This is a genomic window from Dapis hubbardiae BLCC-M172 (assembly GCF_050016015.1).
GTDB lineage: Bacteria > Cyanobacteriota > Cyanobacteriia > Cyanobacteriales > Microcoleaceae > Trichodesmium.
Window position 1 is genome coordinate 1 of record NZ_JBNHEQ010000100.1, and the last position, 22,147, is coordinate 22,147.

Annotated in this window: 9 protein-coding genes, 1 tRNA gene and 1 pseudogene; 3 read left to right on the forward strand and 8 right to left on the reverse strand. The window is 33.6% G+C overall.

All coding sequences use genetic code 11. The annotated features are described in order from the left end of the window. The 4 genes and pseudogenes from ACP6PK_RS09575 to psbX form a co-directional block, all read right to left on the reverse strand. A pseudogene (locus ACP6PK_RS09575) lies at window positions 1-303 on the reverse strand (hypothetical protein); the annotation flags it as partial. Window positions 304-823: 520 nt separating this feature from the next. Beyond that, on the reverse strand, window positions 824-2,005 hold the full coding sequence (locus tag ACP6PK_RS09580; protein ID WP_426559406.1) for a trypsin-like peptidase domain-containing protein: 1,182 nt from the start codon (window positions 2,003-2,005) through the stop codon (window positions 824-826). Between the two features lie 2,374 nt (window positions 2,006-4,379). Next, window positions 4,380-5,270, reverse strand: a complete 891-nt coding sequence (locus ACP6PK_RS09585) for a Ycf66 family protein (protein ID WP_426559407.1) — start codon at window positions 5,268-5,270, stop codon at window positions 4,380-4,382. Window positions 5,271-5,569: 299 nt separating this feature from the next. After that, window positions 5,570-5,689 carry a photosystem II reaction center X protein gene (gene psbX / locus ACP6PK_RS09590; protein ID WP_094672386.1) on the reverse strand — a complete coding sequence of 40 codons (120 nt, stop codon included), beginning with the start codon at window positions 5,687-5,689 and terminating at the stop codon, window positions 5,570-5,572. Between the two features lie 1,195 nt (window positions 5,690-6,884). On the opposite strand from psbX, the gene ACP6PK_RS09595 reads away from it, so the two are divergent. Then, on the forward strand, window positions 6,885-7,169 hold the full coding sequence (locus ACP6PK_RS09595; protein WP_094672385.1) for a YggT family protein: 285 nt from the start codon (window positions 6,885-6,887) through the stop codon (window positions 7,167-7,169). Window positions 7,170-8,374: 1,205 nt separating this feature from the next. On the opposite strand, the gene accC is transcribed toward ACP6PK_RS09595, so the two are convergent. Continuing rightward, window positions 8,375-9,730: an acetyl-CoA carboxylase biotin carboxylase subunit gene (accC, locus tag ACP6PK_RS09600; protein WP_426559408.1), complete on the reverse strand. Its 1,356-nt coding sequence runs from the start codon at window positions 9,728-9,730 to the stop codon at window positions 8,375-8,377. A 312-nt stretch (window positions 9,731-10,042) separates the two neighbouring features. Here accC and ACP6PK_RS09605 point away from each other — a divergent pair. Then, window positions 10,043-10,123, forward strand: a tRNA-Leu gene (locus ACP6PK_RS09605). A gap of 2,031 nt (window positions 10,124-12,154) precedes the next feature. On the opposite strand, the gene ACP6PK_RS09610 is transcribed toward ACP6PK_RS09605, so the two are convergent. Further along, complete coding sequence (locus tag ACP6PK_RS09610) at window positions 12,155-14,119, reverse strand: ATP-binding protein (RefSeq protein ID WP_426559409.1); 1,965 nt, start codon at window positions 14,117-14,119, stop codon at window positions 12,155-12,157. A gap of 1,129 nt (window positions 14,120-15,248) precedes the next feature. Beyond that, a complete protein-coding gene (locus tag ACP6PK_RS09615; protein WP_426559410.1) occupies window positions 15,249-16,865 on the reverse strand; it encodes a hypothetical protein in 1,617 nt (538 codons plus the stop codon). Window positions 16,866-17,821: 956 nt separating this feature from the next. On the opposite strand from ACP6PK_RS09615, the gene ACP6PK_RS09620 reads away from it, so the two are divergent. Continuing rightward, the gene (locus ACP6PK_RS09620; protein ID WP_094671484.1) at window positions 17,822-18,436 is read left to right on the forward strand and encodes a chorismate lyase; all 615 of its coding nucleotides are present in this window, start codon (window positions 17,822-17,824) and stop codon (window positions 18,434-18,436) included. A gap of 814 nt (window positions 18,437-19,250) precedes the next feature. On the opposite strand, the gene purF is transcribed toward ACP6PK_RS09620, so the two are convergent. Further along, window positions 19,251-20,732 (reverse strand): amidophosphoribosyltransferase, encoded by a 1,482-nt coding sequence (gene purF / locus ACP6PK_RS09625; protein ID WP_426559411.1) that lies wholly within the window; start codon window positions 20,730-20,732, stop codon window positions 19,251-19,253. Window positions 20,733-22,147 lie beyond the last annotated feature (1,415 nt).

Consider the following 22,147-nt stretch of genomic DNA (forward strand, 5'->3'; position numbering starts at 1 on the left):
AGTAGTTTCTGGCAGTGGGGTTACTTCTGGAATGGGTGTAATTTCTGGTGATGGAGTTTCCTCTGAAGTGGGAGTAGTTTCTGGCAGTGGGGTTACTTCTGGAATGGGTGTAATTTCTGGTGATGGACTCTCCTCTGAAGATGAAGTATCCTGGACTAAAATTTCCGACTTAGTTAGGATTTCATTTATAGAGCTAGAATTTACAACCACCTGATCGGGTGGAACTAGAGGGGAAAGTAAAGGTTTTCCCAGAATAGTTAGTAGACTAAAAGGAGCGATCGCCCAAAATCTTGCTTGACGCATTAATCACCTCAAATATATTACTTAAATTCTCCAACTAGCCTACTAGCATAGTGGGAAATAATCACAAATAATTATTAACTAAAAAAGTTTAGGGTAGATTTTAGTCAGGATTTATAGCAATTATTAGAAATATTGCTATACTATTAGATAGAAGCTAGAAAAAATAACATTCAAAAGAATAGAAGTTATTCAATACCAATAATTGAAGCCACAAAGATATCCTCTTTAAGGGCAGGGTTTAAATATAAATATGTATATATATACAATCCATATATAAAATCTAACCTATGGCAAATTTTCTGGTCATTGTTATTAGACCGTTTCGGCACAATCATTTTTCTTTTGATTTCCCAACCAATGGTTATTCTTGAGTTTATTAACTGTTTTTTTATTAGTTTTTATCAGCTATTTCTAACATTTTTATCTATTACTTTTGGGTTTACTTCTAAATTTCCACTCTATTTTTTTTGATTTTATATTCTCTTCCGATAAATCAATACTAGAGAAAATTTTAGACTATTTATCTATAATAGTTGCTCCTTTCTCGTTCAAAGAAAGGTCTAATTCGAGGTGAAATTGCCTCAATTTTCAACTCATACTCTCCTGACTCTCCTGCTTCATAAGAATTTGCTAATAACTTATAGGTTCCATCCTCTGGTAATGTAATTATAATTCTGGCATTTTTCTCTCCTCCGCTATCATCATCTTGAGCCAATTCTTGATCCTTTGAGTTTAATAAAATTAAGTAGGAATCTATTTGGTTGCTGCTCATATCAATAGAAATTTTTTGACCTGCTTTACCTTCAAAAGCATAAAGGTCATAGTAACTATTATCTACAGGTAGTACATTAGATTGTCTATCTAAATTTCCTTTTACTTCTATTAAAGCATTAAGGTCTAATTGTTTAGCAAGCTCTTCATCAAACATCGCAGTTTGTTGTTGAGCTACTAAAGGTGCTCGTCCTTCTCGAACTGCTTGGAGAAACTCTGGGACTCTATCTATAGATATGGCAAAGCCAATACCAATGTTACCTCCTAATTGACCACGAGTAAATATAGCGGTATTTACACCTATAAGTTCTCCAGCACTATTCAATAATGGTCCCCCAGAGTTTCCTGGATTAATAGCTGCATCTGTTTGGATCAAACCTCTTTCTTGATCTATACGACTAACTATTCCTACAGTAAGAGTACCTTGAAATCTACCAAAAGGATTGCCTATGGCAAAAGCTCGCTGACCTACTTTTGTATAACCAGGACGAGCTATTCTAATGGTGGGAAGGTTTGTTTCTCCTCTAATTTTTAGAACTGCTAAGTCTAAACCTTTTTCACCAAAGCCTATGACATCTGCTTTAACTTTTCTTCCATCTGCTAAAGTCATTTGTACTATACCACCTTGGGATACAACATGAGCATTAGTTAATACCATTCCATCGGGAGATATAATTGTACCGCTACCGTTTGTTTTATCTGTATCTATGGAGACTACGGCTTGATTTGCTCGTTGATAAACACGAATATTAGTTTGTTCTTCTATACTAAGAGCAAGTATTGATTCTGTTTGGTTTTTGTGCCGAATTTTTATGGTTGTATCTGATCTTATTTGAGCATTAACGGCAGAAAAGTTAGTTAAATTTACAACTACTCCTATTCCTACTACTAATATTCCTGATGTAGCTTTTTGCAAAAGTTTGACATTCATTGTTGCTTGTGGAATCTAATTTAGATAACTAATTATTTAGTTATACCAAGGGTGACAAAATAATATTACAAATAAGCTTGAACTATCAAAGAAGTTTATTTTAATCTCTCTTTGAGTAAAAATAAAGACTTAAAAGAAAAAGAAAAAATGGTTAGATTATATTCATCGTGACTTTAGATCGCCAATTCGACATCTCCTCTACCTAACTCCTAAGCAGCAGTAAATATTTGTAGCAAAAATTTATCACGCCTGGTATTAGTGATTAATACAATTTTTCTTCAAGTTATATGGAACTTTATTGCTGCTCTAAACTACTTATTAATCTATCTTAAAATAATTATTTTGTCTCAATAAGTTAGGATTTACGAATTGATAATCAAATATCAAGAGTTTCAGCGATCTGCAAAATAGGAATTACAATGCTTATGGATGCAGAAGGTATTCTTACCGAATAATTAAGGTCTAAAGCCTCTCCTTTTAAGGAGAAAAAATCAAAAAAATCATTTTGGTCAATCCTCTTAGAGAGTGTTTGTAAACTAAAGATTAAGACAGCCAGAGAGCTTAATGTTCGGTGGGTTACCGCTAAAAGTTAAATTTTGGTTACGATTGATGTTTATAGTCGCCTCACCCTCCCCACCCTACGCCTGGATTTAATATTCCTTTTACAAACAGTCTCTTATTTTAAGGAGAGGTAATTATTAATTAAATAATTTAGGTTAAAAGCCTCCCCTTGGCTGCGCCGCGGGCTGTCGCTCTACAAGGGAAAAAAAAGTGCTAGGGTATTTCCTTATATTCAATTCCGTAACGGTTTTAACCAGAGGTAATTATCCATTATCCATTAATGAAAAGTATTGCCTCATCTTACTTGAATTGAATTTCCTTTGATTTTTCATGGCTACCACTGGATAACTAACTGTAGCCATTACCTTTTTTCTTTTATATTTAATTATCCTGGGTTGCTCTGTAATTTTTCTTTTTTTGTTAGCTTTAACTAAATCATAATCTATATATAGACCTAAATAACTCAGCTACATTTCAAATATAACAGAGAAAATGTTGGAGATTGTCTGTTAATAGCTGATTCATCAACTTAACTGTTAGCTCTGCATTCGGCAGGAAAATTCTTATTTCACCTGGCTTCAATAAATTTATGCTTTAGTAAACCATTACTGACAAAACCTAAGTATAGTAACCAAGTCAATCTACATTATATCTACTAAATTCTTATTCTTGCTCGGATATATAGTCAAGTTTTTTTCAATTTAGTATAATTATAAATCTTGAAAAATCAGGTCTCAAGCAGCCTCTTTTAAGGGGATGAAAAAATCAACTTCAGTATTTTTAGCATCCTTAATTCCAGGAGATAATGATAACTGATAACTTAAATGACCGACTCAAAATTGCTAACAACCATATATTTTTTTTACACTTCAAAGATACTTTTTAAGCATATTATTAGCTAGGAGACTCAAGTCATCTTTGCCTATGTAGTTGCTTATTTTAATTCCTATCATCAATGAGCATTCATATTAACCTAGATTTTCACTAACTAATAATCAGCAGGAGTAAAGTATTTTAATTTTTTACAGTTTAGTTCTTACAGTTAAATCATTGACCAATGGATAATTGATAATGAAAGAGTTTTTTAAATATCTGATTTTATCTCCCTATTCCTATCTAATACCATTTCTCAAAAAGAATGCTATATATAATTGGCTGGTTAACTGTGGGAAGTCTGGGAGGTAGGGAGAGGTTAAAAGTAGGAAAAACTTATACTAAACGACTAATAATTGCTAAAAACAGACTTTGAATCTTAGTAGTTATTTGACTTCAGAAGTCAAGCATAAGTATAGCATTACTTTTGGTAATTGGTATAACTCGTTCAGATAATATAATTATCCATTATTCACTATCCATTATCTATTGTTAAATAGTTCAGCAATTAACAATTTTTATGTCGGGGACAGCGGAAACAATCAATAATTACCTCTCCCTCAAAGTGAGAGAATTAACTAAGAAGGAAAAAAATTTCTTTTTTTTTCCTTAAAATGGTCGTCTTTTAACCCGAATTATTTAATTATTAATTATTCGGTAATTATCCATTATAAATTAATAGGCATTGGTGAAATAAGGTATGAAATTCTTATGGTCGTAAGATTGATAGTAAGGAAAAAGCTGTTTTAACTCCTGACTCCTAACTCCTAACTCCTAACTCTTAAAAATCATACAATCATTCACCAACGCCAATTAATGAATAAAATGAGATTCAGCTACAGAAAAAATATAAGGAATGAGGAAAATATGAATTTTCATCTTTAACTTTCGCCATTAAATATCAGTAAAAATAATTATCCGCGCCTCATTCCTACTGGTATTAAGAGTTTGTAGAACCATCAATATCATTATCAGCAGAGTCCATCGGAGTATACTCTACATAATCTGTAGGTGTCACTTCTCTACCAGAAGATAATCCTTCTGGAGGACGACTTTTCCTAGTTCTAGGAGGTCTTTCTTCTGAATAATTTGCTATGGGAGTAGATCGACTACTACCGCCACGGGATATTTCTTCATCAGTTGCACTTTCCCAGCTATCTCGACTAATATAACGAGGTGGTCTATTTTCCTGACCATTTGTATCACCAAAGTTCTCCCGACTACGAGAACGAGGTCGCCTATTTTCTGGATCTACAGAAGTTTCCCAACCTTCAGATGACCTTGAATAATCTTCTGGACGACTACTACGCTTGCGTAATTTTGGTTTTGGTTCTCCTGGTCTATCATAATTGCTATTGCTTCTACGGCTAGGAGGACGACGGCGGTAGTCATCTTCATAATAATCTGCTCTAGAAGAACGATAATCTTCAGATCCTCTGATGCGACGTTTACCAGGATATTCTTCATAAGGCTCTAGTTCATCAAACTCTGTTTCTGCATAGCTATAAACAGGACTGACTGACCTTTCTTCATCTACAACAGGTGTGCGTTCTCTAGCTTGCTTAGTTGTAACTCCCCTCAGACTTATGGCTTCTGCTGCAAAGAATATAGTAGAACCAGTTAATAAGAACTGACCAAAAGCTAAAATTGGGTCTAGTCTCCAACCCTGAAATACTAGAATACCTCCAGATAGTAAACCAATTGCTGCAAAGAAAATATCGTGATCTCTTGCTAGCTTCGGACGCCATGTACGGAGAAAGTAGAGGCCAGCTCCAGCTAAGGCCAGAATTACTCCCATGAGAGTCTGAAATCCAAATCCTAAATTTACCATTATAATTCTCCTAATCAGTCACAAGTTAGCTATTTGGGTTAATAATCTTGACCCTAGCCTGGTCTTAAGGCTTTAAGCTATTTATATATATAAATTTCACTTAATATTTGTCTTTGTCCGATCATACATTCTCAATTTAACAAAGAAAAACCTCAGTTTGTAGGGGTTGGACAATTTTATCGCTGTCTCCCTTTTACTTTAGCTGAGGTTTAAAATAAAGGTCAGGTTAATTTTATGGAAGAAAGTCCTCTGCAATAGTTTTAATCAACCTTTGAGCCATAAAGAAAAATATCTAGAGTCTAGGAACGAGTAACTTTGTCGGTTTGGCTGACGAATATCAGAAAAATTGTAGCCGGAATCACTACAATTAAAGTTCCTGCTAATAGACTGAAGAAGAAGTTTGATAAAGAAGGAGTCATAAATTATTACCCTTTGTTACAAAAATTGATTTCCTTTAATTTTTAATATTAATCTATTTAGTCAAATTTTTTGCCTAATATCTGCAAGTAGCTTAGAAGTCAGAATTCAGAAGTCAGAAGTCAGAATGGTTGTCTTATTGTAGTTTAACTTAAAAATAAGACTTTTTTCGTCTGAAACTCCTTCATAGCAAGGAAGCTTTGTCTGAATCTAAAGTGAAATGACTATATTAACTAGGGGTTGCTGAAAAAGTCTTTTAGTAGTGCTAGGAGTCAGGAGTCAGGGGAAATGGGGAATGAGCAAGTAGATAGTCGGAAGAATAGTATAGCCCTAGGGAATAGGGAATAGGGAACAGGGAACAGCGGTGCGACCCCGCGTCGGCGTAAGACGCAAGGGAACGCGCACGAAGAGAGGGAACAGGAAACAGTAGACGGTCAAAGGGTTTTTCGTATAGGGAAAAGCTCTGCTAACAGGATTTAAAATGTCCTAACCTTAATGGGTAGCGCTATAAGAGTGATTTTTCATATTGAGCAAAAAATGCTAAAATTTTAAACCTTTTTGACCTAAAAGTTCGTACTTTTTCCAGACCTAAAAATGCTAAAAACTTTATCTGTCAAAGCTTTTATATTTAATCACCAAACCCTAACTAGACACAAAAAAAATATGTAGTTTAAATCCATAACAGCTTAATTTGCTATTTCTATAATTTCGTTGCTATGAAAATCGTAGTAGACCGACAAAGCTAAAATCGTTAAAACCAAGTTGCTCAAGGAAATTTAGTGATTTGAAACAATAATTAGGGTTTGCTGAAAAACTCTTATGGGCGAGGTTAGGAGCCAGGAGTCAGGAGTCAACCCACCCCTAACCCCTCCGGTGGAGGGGAAGTCAGGAGAAGTTTGAATTATAGAGGAGACAGGAGGAAGAATAGTAAGAGTGATTTTTCTGCCATAATCTACCCAAAATGCTGACTTTTTCCGCTTGATCAAGCAAAAAGCTGGTACTTTTTCCAGAACGAAAATTGCTCAAACCAATATCTGTCAATGCTTTTATATTTAATCAGCAAGCCCTAATTAGGGCAATAAACTCGGTTTCTTATTTGAGTTAGTAAATCGTAAGCTATATGAGTCTGGCTTAATAATTTGCAATACAATGAATAACGATCTTCTTGACAAAAGTTAAAAATTAACTGGCTTTATAATGGACTATCTGACATTAGTTAATTGGACTCTAGGCATTTCCCTGGGGTTAATGACTTTCTTATTTATTTTCCGAATTGTTCTGACATGGTATCCCCAGGTAAATATCAATCAATTTCCATTTAATTTGATTTTTTGGCCTACAGAACCATTCTTAGCTCCCACAAGAAAAATTGTGCCTCCTCTGGGTGGGGTAGATATTAGCCCTATTATTTGGGTGGGTATTTTCAGCTTACTGCGAGAGATGCTTTTAGGACAGCAAGGTTTATTAACAATGATGCTGTAGCTAAAATTAAACGATTAATAATTATTAGATTAATTACCTCTTCTTATAAAGAAGAGGATTAGCTAAAAGGATTTTTTTTCTTTGTTTCTCTATGAATGGAGAGGCTTGATACCTTAATTTTTCGGTAAAGTTATTAGCAAAATCAGAGATTATAAAAGGTAGTTATCTTAAACATACAGAAGTTTCCGAAGCTATGAGGTACAGGTGTTTTTATTCTTTTGTATTCCCTATTCCCTCCATACCTGTTCCCTGTTCCCTCAAACCTAAAATTTTGTACATCATAACAACGGTAAGCGCTGTAAGAGACAGTTTTTCAAATAAGCATTTAAGGCACCAAATAGTGACTAAAAGCTCAAAGCGATAAGTAGGTAAGTGTTAAAATATAGAGAGGTTTTCAGTACATATATTCCTAGATTTTTAAGTGATAAATAATTGTCTTAATTTATTCTTTCTTATTACCGAAAAATCAAGGTATAAAGCCTTCGATTTCAAGAGAAAAAAGTGATCTTGAATTTCCTTATCTTCAATTCCGTAGCGGTTTTAACCAGAGGTAATTATCAATTATCCATTATCAATTATCAATTAATGAACTGTTCCCTATCTCCTTTTTATATTTCCTTTGCCAATAATCTCTAAGAGACTGTTTCTCAAACAAATATTAAAATAGCTTAGAGTAACTAAAATCTAAAAGAGGTAAGACTTCAAAAGGTTAAAATCTGTTCAATAATGGATAATTGATAATTACCTCTCCCTAAAAGGAATAGCATTGAATAGAAGGAAAATTTTTTCTTGCTTCTCCACGGTGAGTGAGAGGCTTTAAACCTTTACTTTTTGGTAAATATCCAGAGGAGGAAAGGTACATACTATTCCTAGATTTTTAAGTGATAAATAATTGTCTTAATTTATTCTTTCTTATTACCGAAAAATCAAGGTATAAAGCCTTCGATTTCAAGAGAAAAAAGTGATCTTGAATTTCCTTATCTTCAATTCCGTAGCGGTTTTAACCAGAGGTAATTATCAATTATCTATTATCAATTATCAATTAATGAAATGTTCCCTATCTCCTTTTTATATTTCCTTTGCCAATAATCTCTAAGGATAGCTATATTCAAGTTTTTTTCAACTTTTAAGTTGATCATAAAGACAAGAATACCTAAATTTTTGAATCCCTTATTAAAGCAAACTTATTACCGATTATCTTAGGATTATTTTGCTTCTTTGTTCATCATATTTTCAACAAAGTTAGTATAGACTTCCCCACCAATAAATTCTGGTGTCTCTAGAATTCTTTGATGAAAACCTATAGTAGTCGGAACTCCTGTAACAGCACATTCTCTCAAAGCACGTTTCATTCTCTGAATAGCAGTAGGACGGTCGTGTCCCCAGACTATTAATTTACCAATCAAGGAATCATAATAGGGTGGAATCTCGTAATCTGTATAAACATGAGAGTCCATCCTGACTCCAGGCCCTCCTGGTGGTAGATATCCACTAATACGACCTGGATTGGGACGAAAATTGTGGTCTGGGTCTTCGGCGTTAATCCGACATTCTATGGCATGACCATTAAAGTTTATCTGTTTTTGATTTAGTGGTAATTTCTCTCCTTGGGCAATTTTAATTTGTTCGGCAATTAAATCAAGTCCTGTAATTACTTCTGTGACTGGATGTTCTACTTGAATCCTGGTATTCATCTCCATAAAGTAGAATTGACCAGACTGGTCCAGGAGAAATTCCACCGTACCAGCACCAATATAGTTGATAGACTTGGCTGCCTTAACCGCTGCTTCGCCCATTTTTTGCCGAAGTTTAGGATTTAATGCTGGACTTGGAGCTTCTTCGAGTAGCTTTTGATGGCGACGCTGAATTGAACAGTCTCTTTCTCCTAGGTGAATTACATTTCCGTAACTATCAGCTAAGATTTGAAATTCAATGTGACGGGGGCGTTCAATGAATTTCTCTATGTAAACTCCAGGGTTGCCAAAAGCTGCTTCTGCTTCTCCTTGGGCAGCTTGAAATAATTTTGTCAGTTCCTCAGCTTGGCGAACCAGTCTCATACCTCGTCCCCCACCTCCAGCAGTAGCTTTAATCATTAGAGGAAAGCCGATTTTTTCGGCGATCGCTACTACTTCTTTTTCATCTGTTAAAATACCGTCACTTCCAGGAACTGTAGGAACTCCGGCTTTTTGCATGGTTTCTTTGGCTGTAGATTTGTCCCCCATTGCCCGCATTCCTTCTGGTGATGGGCCAATAAAAGCAATGTCGTGGTCAGCACAGATTTCTGCAAATCGGGCATTTTCAGCCAGAAAGCCATAACCTGGATGGATGGCAGATGCATCACGAGTTAAGGCAGCGGAGATAATGTTGGGGATATTGAGGTAGCTTTTGCTGCTGGTAGGTTCACCAATACAAACTGCTTCGTCTGCCATTTGTACATGGAGGGCGTGGCGGTCTATGGTTGAATGGACGGCTATGGTAGATAAGCCCATTTCTTCGCAGGTGCGGAGAATGCGTAGGGCTATTTCGCCTCGGTTGGCTATTAGGATTTTAGAGAACCGCATATCAGTTATCAGTTATCAGTTATCAGTTATCAGTATCTCTGGTTAAAGTCAGAGGGTTGAAATACCAAAGTTTATTTTTTTCATCCCTGGGAAAGGGAAGGCTATTGACCTTATTTTTGGGTCAGAAGCTAGTACGGGTGAATGGCTGGCTATTCACCCCTACATTCTTACTATGATTAAAGAGGACTGCTATATCAACAAAGATTTGAGAAAATTTATTGTAGACATTCCAGAATTTTATGTTATTATTGTATATTGTTAGCTAAAATTCTAATATTTTATAGAAGTTTAGTTGACATAATGCTAACTAGAGCGGGTGTGGCGGAATTGGTATACGCGCACGCTTGAGGTGCGTGTGGCTTTGCCTTGCGAGTTCGAGTCTCGCCATCCGCATAATAGATTAGTCAGGGGTTAAAGTCATAACCTCTGATTTTATCTTTTTTGGACTAAAGAATTAATAGTAGATGTGGAGAGTGGAAAGTATAGCGCTATAGTTTATGTAGTGTTTTGGTAGGGTAAAGTGGCTAGAAATGTTTGAGTGTGTGGTTCCTTTTTGTGGAGGGGCGATCGCTAAATAGAAAAGAAGGTCAAAATAGTAATTTCCTCAATCAAATTTTGATAAATAATTACAATTTTTACTATGGATTGGTTGGATAGTCCTGAAGAGGTTTATTCTACAGCAAGCAGGACTAACTACTATTATATATATTTTGTTGTCGCCGGGATTAAGGTGAGATATGGAGAGTAAAAACTATAGCGCTATAGTTTATGTAGTGTTTTGGTAGGGTAAAGTGGCTAGAAATGTTTGAGTGTGTGGTTCCTTTTTGTGGAGGGGCGATCGCTAAATAGAAAAGAAGGTCAAAATAGTAATTTCCTCAATCAAATTTTGATAAATAATTACAATTTTTACTATGGATTGGTTGGATAGTCCTGAAGAGGTTTATTCTACAGCAAGCAGGACTAACTACTATTATATATATTTTGTTGTCGCCGGGATTAAGGTGAGATATGGAGAGGGAAAACTATAGCGCTATAGTTTATTTACTGTTCAAGGGAACAAAATACAAGGTACTGTTTGACTTGGGTGGGTATATTTCCTAAGACTCAGAGGATGCTCGAAATACTAATTTCATAAATATAATTGTGATATTCTATTACTATTTTTACATCTATAACTTTGCCAGAGAAACTATAGTCCTAGAGATTATTAGTAATTAAGGGAGGAAAATACAAGGATATCTATTGAGTTACCTTCAGGTGATACTGATAATTTTTGAATGGTCAAATAATCAGAAATTATTTGGCACAGAAACTATAGCGCTATAGTTTATTTACTGTTCAAGGGAACAAAATACTTGGAGATGTTTGACTTGTGTGGGTATATTTCCTAAGACTCAGAGGATGATTGAAATAGTAATTTCATAAATATAATTGTGATATTCTATTACTATTTTTACATCTATAACTTTGCCAGAGAAACTATAGTCCTAGAGATTATTAGTAATTAAGGGAGGAAAATACAAGGATATCTATTGAGTTACCTTCAGGTGATACTGATAATTTTTGAATGGTCAAATAATCAGAAATTATTTGGCACAGAAACTATAGCGCTATAGTTTATTTACTGTTCAAGGGAACAAAATACAAGGAGGTGTTTTGCTGAGGTGGTTATATTTCCTAAGACTGAGAGGATACTCGAAATAGTAATTTCACAAATATAATATCAAAATTATATTACTATTTTGACATCTATAACTTTGCCAGAGAAACTATAGTCCTAGAAATGATGAGTAATTAAGGAAAAAAAATACAAGGATATCTATTGAGTTACCTTCAGGTGATACTGATAATTTCTGAATGGTCAAATAATCAGAAATTATTTGGCAGAGAAACTATAGCGCTATAGTTTATTTAATGTTCAACTAGGCAAAATACTTGGAGATGTTTGACTTAAGTGGGTTTATCCATAAATCAAAGGAAAATCAAGATAGTAATTCCTTCTAATTTTTATATTCTATTAATCATAGAATATTTGGCAGAGAAACTATAGCGCTATAGTTTATTTACTGTTGGGTTTGAGAAATTAAATTGTCTTAAAGATGTTTTGCTTGGGTAGGAGGATGCTGATAATTTTTGAGAGGTCAAATAATCAGAAAATATTTGGCAGAGAAACTATAGCGCTATAGTTTATTTACTCTTCAACTAGGCAAAATACAAAGAGATGTTTTGCTTAGGTGGGCTTATCTACCTATAGATTTTGAACAACTCAATAATAACACAGTCTTCCCAGTTAAGAATTCCATAGAAATAAATTATTTTAATCCCTGGAATTAGAGAATAGCGACCTTAAGCAGGTCTACTTTCTAGGAAATACTAACAACTCCTCTACACAAAAAAACTATAGCTCTACATATTAGAAGATACTTATTTAGGTTGAGGTGGAGTAATAAATTGACAATCAAAAGTTTTTTTTAGTAATTTGTATAAGCTAATTACTTTAATATTTTCATAGTGAGGTTTACCTGTTTGACTTTGAATCTCAACAATTTCATAACCAATATCATCTAATTCTTCTGTTAAAGATACATAACCAAAATATTCATAAGCATCCTTAATTTGTTCTCCCTCTTTTGGGATAGGCATATCCCAACAAACTATAAAATTAGTTACAGTAAAAGGATGATTATATTCATCAGCTTCGGAAAAATTGTATTTATATTCTAGTCCTTTGTAAGCTGTATATTTGAAAGTATTTTCTTCTAAAGGAAGAGCTATACTATCGATACCAAAACCACGAAAAGTTATTGGGCGTACCCATAATTTTGCATAAGGTGAGTCAACAGTAACTAGATGAGAAAACATGGTATATAATGCTCCAACCCAATGTTCTTCTCCTTCTTTTGGTCCTACAATCCATTTATCTTTTAATTGTTCTATATTATTAACTTTAAATCTTGTTCTATATTGAATACCTTTTTTAAGTTTATCTAATTTTTGACGATACGCAGCTAATCTTGTTTCTTCATTTTCCTTGTTTAATCTTTCAATCAATTCGCGAAAAACAGGAACTTTTCCTTGAGCTTCATCTTGAGCTTCATCTAAAAAATTTTTTATATGTTCTAGGAATGAATTGTCTTTTAAAATTTGTTTAGAATCATCAGTCAAGGAATTTCTATTTGTCACTACGCTAAAACTACCGTTGATTATCAAAATATAATGAGATTGAGCTTTTTTATCTGCAAGTATGGAATATTTTTCTAATGATGAATGCTCAAAAATTTTATTGTAAGGGCAAATTTTTACACCTTCAGATGAAATGAAAGTTCCTCTTTGATCTACTAATTTAATTCCAGATTTGCTATAACCTTTTCTACCTAATTCTGGATATTTCTCTAATGCTCTTTTATTTCCATCTATTGCTAAAGTAATACAATAAGTTATTTCGTCATGTAAAAAAGTAGAACAATAACGGCCTGAAAATTTACCACTATAAAGACTTGATAATTCAGCAGGAGTTTTGATTTTTTCAGTGGCATCAGGTTTTTTTAAATAAGGATATCCTGGCTTAATTTCATGTAATCCATATTTATTATATCTAATCATAGACCATAAAAAAAGTTGGCATTGGTCGTTGTATCCAATAGTTTCTCTAAATGAAACTTCTCTCCTTTGAGGAAAACCTGTATAGCTAGGTCTCAGTATTCTCATGTCGCCATGTCTTGTATTGAAGCGGATATAGTTCTTCAAATAAGACCATTCATTTTTTCCATATTCATTTGAAGAATAAAAATCTGAGAAGTCTTGAACTTCTAATCCTTCAATAATAATCATTGTTCCTTGATAATTAAAATGATTAGTAAAAAAATCTTGATTTAATTCTTTAAGTATGTTTTTTGTTGGATTTTTTGGTCTAAGAAAAAGTTGACTTAGAGTATCCCAAGGTCGATAATCACAGTGAGAAGAAATATCAAATGACTCATTAATATTTTTTTGGGGATTATCTATTGATATATATCGCCACGAAGGTTCATCTGAACATCTAGTAATAATAGTAATTTTTTTAGATGCAAAACAAAGTTTAGAACCTTGACATTTATAACCAATAGATTCTCCTTCAACTTTTGTAGATTTTCCAATTGAGAAAAACGCACGATAAGGAGTAATACCATTAGTTTCTTTTGTTTCACTTAAACCAGTACCATTATCAAAAAATATAAATCCTTTTTCTTGTAAAAGTGGGTATATTTGAATTTGAGAAGCTTTAGCATCATAAGAATTAGAGATTAATTCCCTAATAACTTCACATGGATCTTCACGATTGACAGAAAGTTCAGAGAGTATATGATTGTAAGAAATAACAGGATGTAGTGGCTTTCTCGGTTCTGACATATTAATTCAATTAGTTTGGTTTTCTCAGAATATAATAGTCGAAGTCTAAATACAATAGAAGGGAAAAGTTACGCTTATAGCGTGTAAGTTTAATTATTATATTTATCAAACCAAACTGTCGGGGTTTAGTAACCAAACCCATATTATAAAAAAGTCATTTTTAATTATTGATAGTATTATCCGATGTAGCAATTCCCAAGAAGCGTGAGGTACAAAATTCGTTTTTTTTAGGGAATAGGGAATAGGGAATAGGGAATCAGGAATCAGGAATAGAAAATAAATTAAAGATAGGTGTATCTCATAAGCTTGAGAAACGCTATATTGGGTTGAGTATAGTTATAAAAACCAACAGGTTCAACGCAGAAGATACATAAACTATCCAAGATTAAAATAGACGACTTGATGTTATGTATTTTAATATTTTATCCCATAGTTGAAAGTATAAATATAAATATTTTAGGTTGAGCAAAATGATCATTTATGAGTTTAAAGCTAAAGCTAAACCAGAGCAATACAAAGCAATAAATGAAGCTCTTAATACTTCTCAGTTTATCCAAAATAAATGTTTAAGGTATTGGATGGAAAATGAAAATTTCATACCGTTTAACCGAAGGAACAAGTCAAAATTTAAAAGTTGAAATTTAGATTTAATAGATAGAAAACTTTGACATTATAATAGTTTCAACGAATTATTTGAAATTATAACTTTGAAACTATTTCTGACATCTTTAAAGTGAAATGGTATAAGTATAGTTATTTGAGTTTAGGCTGAGACAATAATTTCTTACTGTCAAAGGGTTTCAGCTAAAAAAATGTTTCATTCTTACTGATTGAAAATGACTATAAGTATGATTTGAATAAACATGGCAAAGTATTAACTTAAGAATTAGTTTTGCTTCTAAACTAAATTCACTGCCTTGACAATCTACTGTGGAAATAGCTTGGTCTGCAATATCTATATTTTATGATAACTGCCAAAAAAAGATTAAAGGTAAAAAAAGGTTTTCCTAAGTTCAAAAAACATACTCGTTCTGTAGAGTACAAAACTTCTCAATGGAAACTTTCAGCAGATATCGAAAACAATTACTTTTTCAGATTGGATAATTTAATCAATCAAATATTATGGATTTTAACTATACAACTTAGTTTCCAACTCTTGCAAAATTTGCTTTCTATTTTGATTACCCTTAAACATCTTAAAAATATCAAGTTCCTGCTCCAACTTTCTTTCTGCTCCATCACCAATAACCCAACTAACTTGACTAATAGAATTCATAATTCCCCCATAAACAACCTCTCCAGAAAAATTACCTTCCTCAGTAATTCCTAATTTAATTTTTTCCTGTATACTCATTTCTAAAGTCGAGGCGATCGCTACTAAACCTACTGCTCCAATTAAAGCTTCTCCACCGTTCAATACTTTTACTCCTGCTAATACCCCAACACCACCACTAATTACAGCATCATCAAATTCCTCTATTAACATCCCTTTTTGAATAGCAATATTACCAAACCTATTTGTAATTTTTTCCGAATTTTCAGCCTGTTTGACAAATTTTTCTGCTTTCTTCAATTTGCTAAAAACTGTGTGAAAATCATTTTGATTTATTTCTGACTCTGATTCAAAATATCTATCTCTTAAAAGCTGATATAGGATTTTACAAATCCTGGGAATTTCGGCTTCAAAAATTACACTGTCTAAATTTTGTATAATTCCATTATCTACTGTTGCACCTTCCCTAAGTTTTTGATAAACAGATAAATATTTACAATGCTTACTATTATCTATTTCTGGACTACTAGAAATCAAATTTACGATTAACATATCTATTCTCAGTGTCATTGAAATTGCACTTGCTAATAAATATTTATCTTTTAATTCTGGAGCGATGGATGAATTTAAAATAATTGCATCTAACTGTCTAAATTTATCAAAATTAGGTAGAGGTTCCGCAAATTTAATATATAGATAAGTTGCTTTCAAATTATACTTTTCAACTTCCATTAATTTGCTAGAATCTAAAACTTGTTCTAAACCTTTATCAATGCCAACCCACCGAGAATTTTCACTGGCAATTCTGTAGCGTAAACCAATAAGTGAATCTATATTTGATGCTTCTACAAGAAAATCCAATAAATTAAGTGCTGCTAAATCATAAGTCTGTAAACCAGAATTAATTCTGTTATAAGCTTCTAAACATCTAGTTTTACTTCTTTCATAAATTGATGCGCGAATTACTAAACTATTCATCCTGCGGTCTAGGTTTAATTCAGGATTATAAAAAGTATGTAAAACTAGAAAAGCATCATTACCTTGTAAACCACATTTTTGTAGTCGTAAAGTTGAGCCTTCCGTACTATTGGGGCGAATTCTTACGTTATAACTTTTACCTGATTTAAGAGTAACTTTCTGAGTACCTCCCTGATTAGCAGTCTGATAACCAACAAAGATATGATATATTTCTTCTTGTTCTAAATTATTTTCTGTTTCCTGCCATACTTCCGAATCTGTTTGCTGTTTTTTTAAAGTAGATTTTTTAGCAGTTTCTCTAAAATATTTACCAACATTTGATGCTTTTTCAGTAATAAATTGTTCCATTTCTGAAGCTTTATTTTTAGCTGTTTCTGAAGATTTATTACTGATTGATTTGCTTGCTTTAGATACTTCTTTGCCGATATTTTCTCTGACTTCTGAAGCTTTGTTAGTCATTGATTTCCACAAGGATGATTCTTGTTTTTTATTCATTGTTTTTCTTGCCTAAAATTACCTTCTCTATTTCTCTTGTATCATACTCAAACATTGCAAAATCAATATAATTTTTGCATAAATGCTGGAATTGATTTTCTTTGACAAATAATACAAAATATGATGACTAATATTTTAGTAAGCATTTCCTCCGGAAGAGCTGACCGCTAATAGCTGTTAGCTCCGCATTCCGCAGGAAATGCTTACATATTTTATCGCAATCCTATCATTGGTTATGAAAATTTTATAACAGTTAATTTTTAATTGAATACTTTTTAAATTATTATACCATTTCTCAAAAATAATGCTTATATGATTGGATGGGTAAGTGTGAGAAGTATGGGAGGTGGGGGAGAGTTTAAAATCAGGAAAAACCCATACTAACCGATTAATAATTGTCAAAAACAGACTTTAAATCTTGGTGATTATTTTACTTCTGAAGTCAAGTAGAAGTATAGCATTACTTTTGGTAATTGGTATTACTCTTAAATCCTGTAGAAGCGATTTACGAATAGCCTCTACCACCAAAATATTACAACTTAAATATAATCTGCTGAATAAATCTATCAACCGATAATTTTCATAGTTTTAAGTGCTGAATTTCCTGGTCGGGAATGTCATAAAATCAGTAAATCAAGATTAAAAACTAGGGATTTTTTCTCCTTTGATGAGGGGAAAATGCAGAAAAATTAAGAATCAAACTATTGGAAAAGTCCCTATTCTCTCCCCCTTACTCATAAGACTTTTTCAGCAAACTCTAAAATAGGATTGCTACAGTGTGATGCTACTAGAAAGAATTCAGTAGAAACGCTATGATTAAAATAAGAAGTTAAGTTTTGTAAAGAAGAGCATTGGCCAAAAGATAAGGTCTGAAGCCTCCCCTTAGATAGGGTATGAAAAGAATAAACTTCAGTATTTCAAGCATAAGGCTTAAACCAGAGGTACTAATAACTGAAATGACTGCTATTTCACCTAAAAACCCAATAACACAGCCCAGAACATGGTATTCCTTAACTCCCTTATGGCAAGGAGGAGAGGAAGTCGTTCGCCAAGGTTTACCCCACTCCCAACTTTCGCCCCCATGGCAAATATTACTTCTGGGAGATGGGTCTCCAACTCGTCACTTACAGCTATTGACAACTGAACCAACAGAAGTTGATGTAATTGATATGTCCCCTATTGGCATGAATCTTGACAATGCTCCCGATCTAATTCATGCTGTACCTGGCCCAAGGTTACGGCGACAGGTATGGCTAAGAACAGCCTCTGGGCAAAGATTGGCTTATGCCACATCTTGGTGGGAAGCGAGTCATGTGGATGAGTATTTGCAAAATCGGTCTTTACCAATTTGGGCAAGTTTAGCTCGTTTGCGGACAGAATTGTATCGAGATGTCCAGGGAATTTATTATGGTCATTCTAGAGAATTAGAGTTAGCTTTTGGTGAGTCTGGACCATTTTGGGGACGACATTATCTATTTTGGCATCATGGTCAACCACTAACATTAATTTATGAAGTATTCTCCCCTTATCTTAAAAAATATTTGGGACAAACAAAAGTTACTAATGGATAATTGATAATTGATAATTAATCAATCCGGTTTAACGCCTTCTATATTATTCAACAGAAAAAAAGCGCATGGATAATTGATAATTTATCTGGGAATTCTTCAAAGTAATAGTTTTTATACCATTTCACTTTCAAATATGTTACAACTACTTTCATAGCTAATTAATAAATTATAAAAAGTATAAAACTGTAAAAGTTGTCTTAAACAATTTAGCAAGGTATTGATTATAAAGGTTGAACTTAAAGTTTATAAGCCATAGGAAAATTGATAAAAAATATGATAAATACAGAATATAGATAAAAATTTCAATAGTTAATCAGGCAAGCAAAGGAGACTAATAAAGAAGATAATATTTCTGATAGTGAAGTAAGAAAAGAAGTTTATGATAATCTTGACAATAAGAGCTTAAGGTATTTCCTGAAAATTTTTGGTAAAGATGATAATGATGAAATAGGTTTACTAGGTTGGCTGATGGATGATTTATTTAAAACAGAAAATCAGGATGAATATAAAAAAAGAATTGATAATATGAGCAAGTAAATATTGCTTTTGATAAAAAAACACACCATAATCTGAAAATAGGTGTGTTCTTTCTTTAGCAGAAAAAATTGATTATTGGTAATTAATTATCAAAATATTATTCTATAGTTTTATATTATGTCTGGTTAAATAGTTATCAAGAATTAAGAACAGGAAATGAAGGAAATAAGGAAAACTCTGAGAATGAGGTTTTCCATGATAATGAGTCAAAGATACTCAAGATAATACCTAGAACCTAATAGTTTGATTATCATTAATTAACCAGACATAATACTATTTAAACCTGAACTGGATTTTCCAGTATTAACTTTGAACGCTTTAATGTTTCTGGTAAAGGAATAGGATAGTCGCCAGTAAAACAGGCAGAACAAAAAGTATTGGGGTCTTCTTCTGTTGATATCAACATCCCCTCCCAACTCAAATATGCTAGAGAGTCAACACCTATTTGTGCAGCAATTTCTGCCACTGATTTTGTGGCTCCTATTAATTGTTTCTGGTTATCTGTGTCAATTCCATAAAAACAGGGATGAGTCACTGGTGGGGAAGAAATTCTCATGTGGACTTCTGTTGCGCCAGCATCTCGTAAAGCTTTAACAATTTTCTTACTGGTATTACCCCGGACAATGGAATCATCAACCATAATTACTCGCTTACCTTCCAACACATCTTTGAGAGGGTTAAGTTTCATGCGAATACCTGATTCCCTCATGTGCTGAGTCGGTTGAATAAAGGTACGACCAACGTAGCGATTTTTGATTAATCCTTCCGCATAAGGAATACCTGATTGTTGGGAAAAACCGATCGCTGCTGGAATGCCAGAGTCAGGAACACCTATTACCATATCTGCGTCTACTAATGATTCTTTTGCTAATTGGCGTCCAATTCTGAGTCTGTAGCTATATAGACTACTGCCTTCCATAATACTATCGGGGCGGGCAAAATAAATCATTTCAAAAATACATAGCTTCCTCTGGGGTTTTTGATTCCAGTGGAAAGAAGCCATACCTTCTTCTGTTATCCAAACTAACTCTCCAGGTTCAACATCTCGCAGATATTCTGCACCAATAATATCTAATGCACAAGTTTCTGAAGCTAGGACATATCTTTTCGGGTTGATATCTTCTAAAGTACCAATCACCAGAGGTCGTACACCATGAGGGTCCCGGACACCCATTAAACCTTCTGGAGTAGCAATAGTTAAACTAAAAGCTCCCTGACATAAATGAAAAGCACTAATAGCAGCTTCTAGCCAACTTTTACCAATTTTAACTTCTGTGGCGATCGCCAATGCAATCATTTCTGAATCTGTAGTGGTTTTAAAATCACAGCCACGTTTGATTAACTCTTCCCTTAATTCTGCTGTATTGACAAGATTACCATTATGTGCAAGAGCTAGTGGACCTAACTGACTATCAACAACGGCAGGTTGAGCATTGATAATACGACTAGACCCAGTAGTAGAATAACGAGTATGACCAATCCCTATATTACCAGGCAACTGTTGTAAGATTGACTCATTAAAGACCTGAGATACTAACCCCATTCCTTTGTGTATGTATAATTGATCGCCTTGAAAAGTAGCTATTCCGGCTGACTCTTGACCTCGATGCTGTAGAGCATACAAGCCAAAATAAGTAAGTTTAGTTACATCTTCTTCTGGGGCATAAATCCCGAAAACACCACAAGCTTCTTCTGGCTTATCTATTTCGGTGGAATTTTCTGAATATTGCTCTGTATCTGGGGAGTGGTTATCAGTCATGGTTAAATTTTAAGTTGTTATTAGGATTGTTAGTTTTTATAACTCTTTTCAAGGTGAAAAATTATCCAGTTAGGGATAACTTAGAAACACTTTAACCTTTTTTTAACTATATTAACCGATCTTGTGAAGTATTGTAAACTAATATTTAAAGTAGCATTCAGCACTCAGCTAACCTCCTGGGTTGTAACTGGGTCTTTTTCTTATGGAATGCTTCGCAAAGATGTCGCGTAGCAAAAAAGCAATCAGCTTCTGAAGGTATATAATGGGGGGTAGTTTAAGAGAAGCCGCTCCGCCTCCCTACTCCCTACTAGCTATTCCCTACTCCCTCTTTTCTATAGACATCTCCAAAAATAAAAAATTAAATCAATTATTGAGCATAAACCGTCAATTATTTCTTCCTACTACCTACTCCCTCTTTTCTGGAGATGTCTAATATAAATGGTTAAATTCTTCAGGTTATAGTAGCTATTTTAATTGAGTCAAAGTATTAAAAGATGTTCTGATTAATTTTGTCTAGGTACTTATCCCAGACTTCTTTAATGCACTACTGAAAATATTTCTTTAATTTGGTTAATAGCTTGGTCTGTTGCTTCAGTTGTTGATCAACCTTCAATTAACACTTCTCGCATCGCTTTACCCCAAATATTTTTTTCATTCCCTTAAAAGGGCAGGCTTTGAACCTCATTTTTTGGTAAATATCTTTGTTTTTTTCCCTATCCTACTTTTTATATTCTCTACTCCCTAAAACCATCTAAAATTATTTTTGTTAAGACACCTCCTACAACTAATACTGGTGTTAACCAATCACCCCATTTTACATATAAAGTCTGAGTCTTTCGTCGATAAATTGTATCAGTTAGCCTCCTGTCGGAGGAACTGCGTTAACAGTTATCAGTGAACCTCCTACTTTAGTCGGAGGCTTGAAATACTTAGTTAAATATTTTTTTCATCCTCTTAAAAGGGGAAGGCTTTGAACATCATTTTTTGGTAAATATCTTTGTTTTTTTCCCTATCCTACTTTTTATATTCTCTACTCCCTAAAACCATCTAAAATTATTTTTGTTAAGACACCTCCTACAACTAATACTGGTGTTAACCAATCACCCCATTTTACATATAAAGTCTGAGTCTTTCGTCGATAAATTGTATCAGTTAGCCTCCTGTCGGAGGAACTGCGTTTTTTCGTATAGGGAATGCTCCGCTTTCCATGTCGCGCAGCGTTAACGTTTGCGTAGCATTCCGATAGGAAAGTTGTGCGGAACGCTAAACAGTTATCAGTGAACCTCCTACTTTATTCGGAGGCTTGAAATACTTAGTTAAATATTTTTTTCATCCTCTTAAAAGGGGAAGGCTTTGAACATCATTTTTTGGTAAATATCTTTGTTTTTTTCCCTATCCTACTTTTTATATTCTCT